The sequence below is a fragment of the Ponticoccus sp. (in: a-proteobacteria) genome (assembly GCF_048381735.1).
In genome coordinates, this window is sequence record NZ_JBLXGL010000012.1 from 101,343 (window position 1) to 112,275 (window position 10,933).

Consider the following 10,933-nt stretch of genomic DNA (forward strand, 5'->3'; position numbering starts at 1 on the left):
ACAAAGCCCTGCCTCTTGCCGCTGCGCTGCCCACGCCCCCGAGCACTTGCCAAGGTGAAGGATGGCCGGGCGACGCGGGGGAGCTCATCACAGGCAGGGCAACCAGCATCGCGCCCCCCTGCGGTGGACCGTCAGGCTACCAGTCCCCGGAGGTTCCGAAGGCGCAGAGACCGGACAGCTCGTCGAAGGTCGCGGGCCCGGCGCCCATCACCGGGTGCGGCTGGGTGAACGCGGACCCCGTCGGAAAGGGCAGCACCCGGCCCCCGGCCTCGAGGATCATCGCATAGGCCGCCATGCAGTCCCAGGCCGACATGCGCGGCTCTGCATAGCCGACCAGCCTCCCCGCCGCGACCCAGGCCAGCATCAGCGCGCCGGACCCGTAGCGCGTCCAGCTCGATCCCGCCTCCATGAGGTCGGCAAGCATCTGCCCCACCCTGTCAGAGGCCACGCGGTCGTTGGCGCCCACACCCAGCAGGCCGGACCGCAGGTCGCCTTCGGCCACCCGCATGGGCGCGCCGTTCATCCGCGCCCCCAGACCGCGCGCCGCGACAAAGACCTCGCCCAGCACCGGCGCGACGATCACCCCCAGCGCCGGCCCCTCGGCATCCATCCCGCCGATGGAGACGCACCAGCCCGGCAGGCCGTTCAGGTAGGGCGCCGTGCCGTCGATCGGGTCGATCACCCAGGTAAACCCCGAGCTGCCCTCGGACAGCCCGTGTTCCTCGCCCAGCTGGGCATCCTCGGGAAAGGCCCGGGACAGGGCCTCGCGGATCAGCGTTTCGACGTTGCGATCCGCTTCCGACACAAGGTCCGTCACGTGCCGCTTCTGCTCGATCACCAGCGCGTCGCGGCGGTTGAAGTAATCCAGCGCCAGCGCGCCGGCCTCGCGGGCAATGCGCTCTGCCGCGTCCAGACGATGTGCCAGCATCATGCCGCTCCGGGGATCAGGGCAAGACCGCGCGGGCGCAGGTCCAGCGAAACCGGCGTGCCCACCGGCAAGGGTGTATCGCTTGCGTCATCGACGACGAAGATCCGGCCAAGCGGCCCGTCGATCTCGTATTCGACGTGATCGCCAAGATAGGCCGAAGAGGCCACCGTGCCCGGCACGCCCGGCATACCCGGCCCCGCCGCGCGCACCCGCGCCGCGTTCGAGCGCATCGCCAGCCTGGCCGGTCCCGGCGACAGATCGCGGGCGGGCAACCCGATCACCGCCCCGCCAAGGTCGACCCGCGCCTCATGGCCATCGACCGACAGGACCGTGCCGTCCACCACATTGGCCTCGCCGATAAAATCCGCGATGAACTCCGAGGCCGGGGCCTCGTACAGCTCGCGCGGGGATCCCACCTGCGCCACCACGCCATCCTTCATCACGACGATCCGGTCAGAGACCGCCAGCGCCTCTTCCTGGTCGTGGGTGACATAGACGGCGGTGAAGCCAAGCCGTTGCTGCAACTCGCGGATTTCCGTCCGCACGCGCCGCCGCAACCGCGCGTCAAGGTTCGACAGCGGCTCGTCCAGCAGCAGCACCTGCGGCTCCAGAACCAGCGCCCGGGCCACCGCGACCCGCTGTTGCTGGCCGCCGGACAGTTCGGCGGGCAGCCGCGCGCCCAGCCCGTCAAGGCCCACCTGCGACAGGCCCTCTGCGGCGCGGTCCTTCGCCTCGGCGGGTTTCATGCCGCCGGCCTCCAGCCCGTAGGCCACGTTCTGCGCGACGGTCATATGCGGGAACAGGGCATAGCTCTGGAACACCATCGAGACGTCGCGCCGATCCGCCGGCAGGCGGGTCACGTCCTGCCCGCCGATCAGGATGCTGCCCGCCGTGGGGCTTTCCAGCCCCGCCAGCATCCGCAGCGTCGTCGTCTTGCCACAGCCCGACGGCCCCAGCAGCGTCACCAGCTCGCCCGGCTGGATCGACAGCGACAGGTCCGGGATCGCCGTGAACTGTCCGAACCTCTTGACCACGTTGCGGAACTCGACCGCGCCTCTCGTCTTCATGCGGATACTTCCCGTGTTGCGGCCTTGGCCTTCTGTTTCACTTCCCGCCGCCCGATCCGACGCTCTCCGACCAGCAGCTGGAAGCCGCCGATGACGCTGATCATCACCACGATCAGGACAGAGGAATAGGCGATGGCGATCCCGTATTCGCCGTTCTCGACAAGGCCCACGATATAGGCCGTCGCCATGTTGTATTTTGCGCTGACCAGGAAGATCACCGCGCTGATAGAGGTGATCGCCCGCACGAAGCTGTAGACCAGCGCGGCAAGGATCGCGGGCCGCATCAGCGGCAGGATCACCTTGCGCATGGTCCGCCCCGATCCCGCCCCCAGCGTCAGCGAGGCCTCGTCCAGCGAGCTGTCCAGCTGGGCCATGGCCGCCACGCCGCCGCGCACGCCCACCGGCATGTTGCGGAAGACGAAACAGGCGATCAGGATCGCCGCCGTCCCCGTCATCTGCAGGGGCGGCAGGTTGAAGGCCATGATGTAGCTGATCCCGATCACCGTGCCGGGGATGGCAAAGCTCATCATCAGCGCGAACTCGAAGGCGCCGCGCCCCGGGAACCGCTGCCGCACGATCAGCCATGCGGTCAGCAGGCCGACGGCAGCGGTCAGAGGGGCTGCGATCAGCGCGATCTCCATCGTCGTCCAGAAGCTGCTCCAGGCGACGCCGGTCCAGTGCCAGCCGTCCGAGATCTTCACGCCGAAGGCGCGGATGTAGTGATCCAGCGTCAGCGAGTGATCCAGCCCCCATGTCTTCACGAAGCCGCCGAAGAGGATCATGGCATAGACCGTGATCGTGAACAGCGCCCAGCCCACGGCGACGGCGATGACCGGCCATGCAACCCGGCGCGGCAGGGATGCGTGCCGCCCGCCGTCGCCCTTGCCCGTCACCGTGGCGAAATTGCGCCCCGACAGCCAGAACCGCTGCGCCAGAAAGGCGCTGAGGGTAAAGATCAGCAGCACCGAGGCAAGGACCGCCGCGCGCGCCGGATCGTTCTGCGCGCCGACCACCGCAAAGAAGATCTCTGTCGACAGCACGCCGCCCGACCCGCCCAGCACAAGCGGGTTGCCGAAATCGGCCATGGATTCGATGAAGCCGATCAGGAAGGCATTGGCCAGCCCCGGCGCCATCAGCGGCAGCGTCACCTTGCGGAAGGTGCGCCAGCGGTCCGAGCGCAAGGTCTGCGAGGCTTCTTCCATCGAGGGCGAAATCCCCTCGACCACGCCGATCAGCACGAGGAAGGCGATGGGCGTGAAGGACAGCATCTGCGCGATCCAGATCCCCGTCAGCCCATACAGCCAGCGGCCCAGCTCGTAGCCCGTCGCCAGCTCGATCCATTGCGTCAGCGTGCCCTGCCGCCCCAGCAGCATGGTCAGGGCCAGCCCCACCACGAAGGGTGGGGTGATGATCGGCAGCACCGTCAGCAGGCGCAGGGATTTCTTGAACCGAAAGCCCGTGCGCGTCGCGACCAGCGCGAAGACAAGCCCCAGCAGGGTGGTGCCGGTGGCGGTACAGAGGGCAAGAAAGAAGGTCCGCCACGCCACACCGCAATTGCCGCCCGCAAGGCAGGCCAGGGACCAGATCTTCGGGTCGAAAATATTGTTGCGCACGCCCTCGGTGGTGAAAGAACCGTCGAAATCCTGAAAGGCTCCGGTGAACATCGATGCCAGCGGGTAGAAGACAAAGACGCCAACCAGCAGCACCAGAAGCATGATCGCCGACAGGACAAAGGCATCGCCCTTGAGCGCGCCGCGCTCTGCCGCGCCGAAGGCCACCAGCAGGGCGAAGACCGTGCCAAGGGCCACGGCCCCGGCGCCGAAGGCCTGCTGCCCGGCGACATCGCCAAACGCCGCTTCCAGCAGGCCCCAGTTCCAGCCGCGCAGCCCGATGGACAGCCCCTCGATCAGCATCCAGGTCAGCCCCGCGACGCCCGTGGCCACCAGTGCCCTGCCCCGCGCGTTCCCCGGCGCCTGCCGGACACGCAGGGCAACCGCCACGACCAGCAGAACCAGCAACGGCCACAGTTGCCAGCGCCCCGTTGCGGCCTGCGCCAGCCCCGGCCACAGCTTGTCCGAGCTTGCGAAATCGCCCAGCCAGTCAAAGCTGAAGAAGCCCTGACGCACCCGGTACCACGGCAGGGCCACGATTGCGAAAAGCCCGGCCGCCAAGGCCATGTCGAGCCTGCGGTTGTCTGTGTTCATGTCGATGTCCGGCTGAAGTGGTCGGGATGCGCCCCGCTGCCGGGGCGCATCGCCTGATGTCATCGCGACAGGTTACTGCAGCGGCAGGCTGCCGACTTCGCTGTCCCAGCGGGCCAGCAGTTCCTTGCGACGCTCGGCACTGCCGTACTCGGCAAAGTCGTAGTCGATCAGGTTGATTTTCGACAGGTCCGGTGCCTCCTTGGGCGGCGTGGCCGAGGCGTTCGACGGCAGCTGGAAAGACCCGGCGTCCGGCATCATGTTCTGGACCTCGGCGGTCAGCACCCAGTCGTAGAAGGCCTTGGCCTCATCCGGGTTCTGCGCGCCCTCGATCAGCGACATCGAGCCGATTTCATAGCCCGTGCCCTCGCAGGGAGAGCCGACCTCGATCGGGAAGCCCTCGACCGCCTGTGACACCGCGTCATGCTGGAACACGATGCCAAGGCCGGTCTCCCCCCGTGCGGCGGCCTTCACAGGCGCGCTGCCGGACTTGGTGTACTGCGAAACATTGGCGTGCATCTTCTTGAGGAAATCGAAGGCTTCGTCCTCGCCCATGATCTGCACAAGGGTCGCCAGCGCGGTATAGGCGGTGCCGGAAGAATTCGGGTCGGCAATCTGGATCTCACCCTTCAGCGCGGGATCCAGAAGATCGGACCAGCACTGCGGCGCCGCGATGCCCTTCTTCTCGAAGATCTCCTTGTTGAACCCCCAGCCAAGGGCGCCCGAGTAGACGCCGACGGTCTTGAAACCAGAGGTCTCCGCCTGCCCCTGCGCCCAGTCCGCCAGCTGCTCCAGCATGGGGGATTTATACTCTGCCGACAGCCCGTCCTGCGCGGCCTGAAGATGCGGATCGCCGGTGCCGCCCCACCACAGATCGGTCTGCGGGTTGCGCGCCTCGGCCCGCACCTTGGCATAGGCCTCGCCCGAGGACAGCCGCACCATGTTGACGTCGATGTCGGAGTGGCTGGCCTCGAATTCGGTGACCAGCTTCTCGCAGATCACCACATCCGCCGAGCAGATCAGGTTCAGTTCTTCCGCAGCTGCGCCCGTGGCAACCATCGCCGCCGCGCCGCCCAGCAGCGCGCCCTTCAAAGTAGTCATGTCATCCTCCCTTGTTCCCGGCCTCTCGCCGGGGTGCTGCTTTGCACAGCTGTGCAAAAGACTGCGTTTCGAATCCCGAGTTGTCAACAAAACTTCTTACAAGTAGATTATCTTCGGGCAGGATCACCGTTGCACAGGAATGCAAGCACCATGACAAAACGGCAGGTGAGCGCCCGCGATGTGGCGGAACTGGCAGGCGTTTCCCGCACCGCCGTCTCGCGCGCCTTCACGCCCGGCGCCTCGGTCTCGCCGGAAACCCGCCAAAAGATCGAGACCGCCGCCGAGACGCTGGGCTATCAGGTCAATCACCTCGCGCGGGGGCTGATCACCGCGCGCACCGGGCTGGTGGCGCTGATCTGCGCAGAGCTGAACACGCCGCATCGTTCCGCCCTGCTGGCCGCCCTGTCGGACCGGCTTCAGGCGGCGGGCAAGGTCGGGCTTCTGATCAATACAGACCGCTCGGACGACAGCGTGGCGCGGGCGCTGCGGCAGGCCATCGCCTATCGCACCGACGCCGCGATTGTCCTCTCCGGCATGCCCGGCAGTTCGCTGGCCGAGACCTGCCTTCGAAACGGCATGCGGCTTGTGCTGATCAACCGCGACGAGGAAAGGCCCGGCTCGCTGCTGATCCGGGTCGACGATGCCGATGCCGGGCGGCAGGCCTTCGCCGCGCTGACGGCTGCCGGTTGCAGGCGGCTCGCCCTCGTCAACTCGCTTGCCGGAACCGCCAGCCTCGAAGACCGCGCGCGGGGGTTCACCACGGCGGCGGCCGAAGCCGGTGTCGAGATCGTCGAAACCGCCGTCGGGCAGACCTCTTACCAGACCGGGCTGGATCTGGGCACCCGCCTGCTGACCCGCCCCGCCCCACCCGACGGCATCTTCTGCACCACCGACCTGCTGGCCTGCGGGGTGATGGATGCGGCCCGGACCCGGCTGCGTCTGGATGTTCCCGGCGATGTGTCGGTGATCGGCTTCGACGACATTCCGCAGGCGGGCTGGGAATCCTACGCCCTGACGACCTTCCGGCAACCGATCGACGAGATCGCCGATGCCGCGGTGGCAAGCCTGGACACCGAGACCGACGGCACACCGCAACGCGTCGTCCTGCCGACGCGCCTGATCTGGCGCGCGTCGATCCGGCGATAAGCGCCCTTCGCAGCCATACGAGCGGCATGGCCGGTGGCCCGCACTGTTCAGGAATCCGGCACCCACGACACGCGCGGCGGAATTGAGCACCCCCGGCTTGTAAACCGCTTTACCTCTGCGTCCCAGCGTCTAGGCTGCCCCTGACAGTTGCAAGACGCCCATGACCGGAAGGCACGCAGAATGACCACAGCAGAATCCGTGACGGCCCTGACCCGGCATCTTCTGGCATTCGACACGGTGAACCCGCCGGGGCAGGAGGCCGCCAGCATGCGGTTCTGCGCCGCCGCGCTGGAGAAGGCCGGTTTCGCCTGTCGGCTGATCGATCACGGCGCCGATCGGGCCGGTCTTGTCGCCACCCGCGGAGACCGGCCCGGCCTGTGCTTCAGCGGCCATCTGGATACCGTCCCCCTGGGCCAGGCGCGCTGGAGCCACCCTCCGCTTGGCGGCGAAATCGTCGGTGACCGGCTGTACGGGCGCGGCAGCAGCGACATGAAGGGCGGCGTCGCGGCCTTCATCGCCGCCGCGCAGCAAACAGCGGCCCCCGCCAGCGTGATCCTGACAAGTGGCGAAGAGACCGGCTGCGAGGGCGCGCGATGGCTGGCAGAGGCAAAGGCCCTGCCGCCCGCGCGGGGCATGATCATCGGCGAATCCACGGACAACCAGCCGGTCGCCGGGCACAAGGGCGCGCTGTGGCTGGACCTGGTCACCGAGGGGGTCACCGCCCATGGCGCGACGCCGGAACTGGGGCGCAATGCCATTGCCGCCATGGCGCCGACACTGGCACGGCTGGCGCGCTGGCAACCGGACCATGCCCACCCGGACATGGGCAGGGCGACCTGCAACATCGGCACGATCCGCGCGGGAATCAACACCAACTCGGTGCCGGACCGCTGCCGTCTGGGGCTGGACCTGCGGTCGGTCACCGGGGTCGGCCATGACGGGCTGCGGCAAGAGGTGCGCGCGCAATGCGATGCCGGGGTCGGGATCGAGACGCTTCTCGATCTGCCCGCGGTCTGGACCGACCCCTCGGACCCGTGGTTCGACAGCGCCTGCGCCCTGGTCCTGCAGCACACGGAGCACAGGGAACTGCGGCCTTCGGTGAATTACTTCACCGACGCCTCGGTGCTGCAACCGGCCATGCAGGTTCCCGTCATGATCCTTGGGCCGGGACAGGTGGACCAGCCGCATGTCACGGACGAATACGTCCGCGTCTCGCGGCTGGTGGAGGCGGTTGCGCTTTACGCCGCGCTGATCGAAGCCCCGGTATAGGCGGCGCTGTGAAAACCGATCTCCAGCCGCTGCACCTCGCCGAAGACCGCGACCGCGCGGTCGCGCTGCGCCTCGGTCATGGTGGCGCCCAGAGCGTCGAGCCTGTCGCGCAGCCAGCGCGCCTGCGCGGCAAAGCCGGGGGCGGCGTGCATCTCGACCCAATCCGCAAGCATCGGATCCGCCATCGGCGCGTCGCGCACCTGCGTGCACCAGGTCCAGTACATCCATTCCGCCGCGAACATCGCCGTGACAATCGCGGTGAAATCCCCGTCGCGGGCAATCGCCAGCATGCCGTCCCCGAAGGCCACCACGCGCGGATCGGCCTGCACCGCCGGATCGGGGCCGAGGCCCCGCGCCGCAAAGGCGGTTTCGAAATAGGACATCTGTTCATTGGCTAAGGCATCCAGCGTCCCGATCAGATGGCGCCGGTCGCCAAGGTCATCGGCCTTCGCCACCGCGTATCCGAAGATCGCGATGGCGGTCTCGACGAAGGCGCCCTCGATCAGCAGGTATCGGTCGAAGACCTCCGCCGGCAGCCTGCCCGCCGCGATGTCCTGCACGAAACGGTGGCCGACCATGGCGTCGAAATCCGCCCTGTTCTCGCGCAGGATGCGGTCGGTCAGCGCCTCAGCCATCGAGCCCCTCCTGCGCCACGGCGACGAAGCGGCGCACGCGCCCGGGATCGACCGGGTTCCACCACACTCCGCCCTCCTTCAGCGAGGAGGCGACGATCACCCCATTGGTGCGGCCAAGGATCGCCACGATATTATCCTCGGTCACGCCCGAGCCCACCAGCAGCGGCAGGTGGGTGGCCCCGGCGATCTCGTCGATCTCTTCCATCGTGGCGCTGTTGCCGGTGCGCTGCCCGGTGGCGATGACGCAATCCGCGTCGAAGAACGCAAGGTCGCGTGTCAGCTCGGGGATCGAGCGGTCGGCGGTGATGGAATGGCTGCCGTGCTTGACGTGGCTGTCGGCAAAGATCTTCACCCGCTCGGCCCGCAGCAGGCTGCGATACCGCATCGCCTCGGCGGCCCGACCCTCCATGAAGCCCTCGTTGGCGACATAGGCATTGGCCCACTGGTTCACCCGGATGAAATCCGCGCCGCCCGCCACCGCCGTGGCCAGCGCCGGGATCGGCGCATTGGCCAGCACGTTGATGCCCAAGGGCACCCCCACCGCGCGCCGCACCCGATCCGTCACCACCGACAGGAAGGCCGCCGTCTCGTGGGTGATGTCCTCGGGCTTGGAAAACGGCACATCGCCGTGGTTCTCGACGATCAGCCCGTGCAGGCCGCCCTCGATCAGCTGCTCAGCATCGCGCATGCAGGCATCGTAGATGCTGTCGAGGCTTTCGCCCCGGTAGCGCGGCGCACCGGGAAAGGCCGGGCAATGGATCATGCCGATCAGCGCCTTGTGCCGTCCGAAAATGTCGTGGATCGCGCCGGAGGTCCGGTCGGATATCTGCTGCATGAGAGTCCCTTTCAGGCAAGAAGGAAGAAGAGATGAAGGCCTATGTCGTCGGCAATGCCGCGCTGGACGAGACCCTCTCGATTGATGATTTCCCGCGCCCGGGCGCGTCGATCTTCGGCGCAAGCCTGTCGCGCGACCTTGGCGGGAAGGGGTTGAACCAGGCCGTTGCGATGGCCCGCACCGGCCTGCCCTGCGTGTTTGTCGCCGCCGTGGGGCAGGATGCCCGGGGCCGCGAAATCGCCGACCGGCTGGCCCGCGAGCCGCTGACCCCGCGCCTGACGCAACTGAGCGGCGTGGCCACCGATGCCTCGACGATCCTGATGGCCGCGGCGGGCGAGAACGCGGTCATCACCACGCGCGAGGCGGCCTCGGCCCTGTCGCCCGGGCAGGCCGTCGAGGGGCTGGCCGGCGCGGCGCCCGGCGACCATCTGGTCCTGCAGGGCAACCTGAGCGCCGGGACCACCGGGGCGCTGCTGCGCGAAGCCCGCGCCCGGGGCATGACCACGGCCATGAACCCCTCGCCGCTGCAACCCTATTTTGCCCCGCTCTGGCCGCTGGTCGATCTGGCCTTTGTCAACGAGGGCGAGGCCGAGGCGCTTGGCGGCACCGGGCACCTGCTGGCGCAGGGCGTGCAAGGCGTGGTGCTGACGCTGGGCGCGGCGGGCGCCGCGCTGATCACCGCCGAGGGGCAAACGCGGGTCGCCGCCGTCCCCTGCACCGTGCGCGACACCACCGGCGCGGGCGATTGCTTCATGGCAACCGCGCTGGCCTCGGCGGCGCTGCGCGGCGTGGCGCTGGATGCCAAGGCGCTGACCCATGCGACCCGGGCCGCGGCCCATACCGTGGCCCGCCCGGGAACCGTCGCCGCCTTCCCGACAGAGGCCGAATTTGCGGACATCCTGGGCAAGGCAGGTCTGCCCAGCTGACATCCGGGGCCACCCGCACCCGGCGGGCGGCCCCGAACTGCGCCATCGGGGATCCTCAGCGCGCGACAAGCCAGCCCAGAACGTTCTGCCACAGCCGGGCATAGCCCTCCCATTCGCAGAACGCCGGTGACAGCCAGTGCGGCCCGATATCCGAGGTCCAGGCCGCCGTGCGGCCCGCGCCATGGGCGCCCAGCACCAGCAGCGGATGGCCGCCCTGCTCTTCGGGGATGCGGGCGATCACCTCGGCGCCGTCGCGCAGCTCTACCTCGTTGACGCCAAGGATCGGCGGCCAGGCGCCTTCAATGCCCGCCATCACCGCATGGCCCGGCTCCAGCACCTCGGCCACCGCGCCTTCGGGGATCTCGATGCGGTCGTCCCAGGGGAAGCAGGTCACCGGCAGGGTGTCCTCGACCGGCGTCTTGCGCCAGCGCGCCTTGCCGTCGATCCCCTGGAACGAGAAATAGCCGCCCATCATGATCAGGTTGCCGCCCTCTTCGACCCATTGCTTCAGAAGGCGCAGGCGGTTCGGCACGCATTTCGAGCGCAGCCAGACGTCCGGCGGCAGCAGGAAGGTGTTCGCCCCGATGTCCGACAGGATGATGATGTCATAGGCCTTCAGCCCTTCCATTTCGAAGGGAAAGCCCTCGGCCGCCTCGTGGGCCGTCATGTAGTCCACCTCGAAGGGCGAGCCTTTCAGCGCCTTCAGCAGCGGGTCGGCCCCGGTGTGGAAGCGCACCGAACCGAACTGGTCGAAGCCCTTGAAATGCGTTTCGGAGGTGGTCCAGCTTTCGCCGACCAGCAGAACCTTGGTCATAGTCGTGTCCT

Annotated in this window: 10 protein-coding genes; 3 read left to right on the forward strand and 7 right to left on the reverse strand. The window is 68.2% G+C overall.

Features of this window, described 5'->3' with window-relative positions; translation table 11 throughout:
- Positions 1–136: 136 nt before the first annotated feature.
- The 4 genes from ACN5KJ_RS17785 to ACN5KJ_RS17800 all read right to left on the reverse strand — a co-directional run bounded on the left by ACN5KJ_RS17785 (position 137) and on the right by ACN5KJ_RS17800 (position 5,297).
- Positions 137–928 carry an inositol monophosphatase family protein gene (locus ACN5KJ_RS17785; RefSeq protein WP_418595262.1) on the reverse strand — a complete coding sequence of 264 codons (792 nt, stop codon included), beginning with the start codon at positions 926–928 and terminating at the stop codon, positions 137–139.
- On the reverse strand, positions 928–1,995 hold the full coding sequence (locus ACN5KJ_RS17790; RefSeq protein WP_418595263.1) for an ABC transporter ATP-binding protein: 1,068 nt from the start codon (positions 1,993–1,995) through the stop codon (positions 928–930). Before ACN5KJ_RS17790 ends, ACN5KJ_RS17785 begins: the two co-directional genes overlap by 1 nt.
- Positions 1,992–4,199 carry an ABC transporter permease gene (locus tag ACN5KJ_RS17795; RefSeq protein WP_418595264.1) on the reverse strand — a complete coding sequence of 736 codons (2,208 nt, stop codon included), beginning with the start codon at positions 4,197–4,199 and terminating at the stop codon, positions 1,992–1,994. Before ACN5KJ_RS17795 ends, ACN5KJ_RS17790 begins: the two co-directional genes overlap by 4 nt.
- 72 nt (positions 4,200–4,271) lie before the next feature.
- Positions 4,272–5,297: an ABC transporter substrate-binding protein gene (locus ACN5KJ_RS17800; RefSeq protein ID WP_206563660.1), complete on the reverse strand. Its 1,026-nt coding sequence runs from the start codon at positions 5,295–5,297 to the stop codon at positions 4,272–4,274.
- Positions 5,298–5,447: 150 nt separating this feature from the next.
- On the opposite strand from ACN5KJ_RS17800, the gene ACN5KJ_RS17805 reads away from it, so the two are divergent.
- Together ACN5KJ_RS17805 and ACN5KJ_RS17810 are read left to right on the forward strand one after the other, a co-directional pair.
- Positions 5,448–6,443 (forward strand): LacI family DNA-binding transcriptional regulator, encoded by a 996-nt coding sequence (locus tag ACN5KJ_RS17805; protein ID WP_418595265.1) that lies wholly within the window; start codon positions 5,448–5,450, stop codon positions 6,441–6,443.
- Between the two features lie 180 nt (positions 6,444–6,623).
- Positions 6,624–7,712, forward strand: a complete 1,089-nt coding sequence (locus ACN5KJ_RS17810) for a M20 family metallopeptidase (protein ID WP_418595266.1) — start codon at positions 6,624–6,626, stop codon at positions 7,710–7,712.
- Here the strand turns inward: ACN5KJ_RS17810 and ACN5KJ_RS17815 are convergent.
- Positions 7,682–8,347 carry a TenA family protein gene (locus ACN5KJ_RS17815; protein WP_418595267.1) on the reverse strand — a complete coding sequence of 222 codons (666 nt, stop codon included), beginning with the start codon at positions 8,345–8,347 and terminating at the stop codon, positions 7,682–7,684. The two genes, ACN5KJ_RS17810 and ACN5KJ_RS17815, sit on opposite strands and share 31 nt — an antisense overlap.
- Complete coding sequence (locus tag ACN5KJ_RS17820; RefSeq protein ID WP_206563656.1) at positions 8,340–9,182, reverse strand: BtpA/SgcQ family protein; 843 nt, start codon at positions 9,180–9,182, stop codon at positions 8,340–8,342. The genes ACN5KJ_RS17815 and ACN5KJ_RS17820 overlap by 8 nt, the downstream gene beginning before the upstream one ends.
- A 32-nt stretch (positions 9,183–9,214) precedes the next feature.
- Between ACN5KJ_RS17820 and ACN5KJ_RS17825 the strand changes: the two genes are divergently transcribed.
- Positions 9,215–10,108 (forward strand): ribokinase, encoded by an 894-nt coding sequence (locus ACN5KJ_RS17825; protein WP_418595268.1) that lies wholly within the window; start codon positions 9,215–9,217, stop codon positions 10,106–10,108.
- A 55-nt stretch (positions 10,109–10,163) separates the two neighbouring features.
- Here ACN5KJ_RS17825 and ACN5KJ_RS17830 read toward each other — a convergent pair whose 3' ends face one another.
- Positions 10,164–10,922, reverse strand: a complete 759-nt coding sequence (locus ACN5KJ_RS17830) for a glutamine amidotransferase (protein WP_418595269.1) — start codon at positions 10,920–10,922, stop codon at positions 10,164–10,166.
- Between the last annotated feature and the right edge of the window lie 11 nt (positions 10,923–10,933).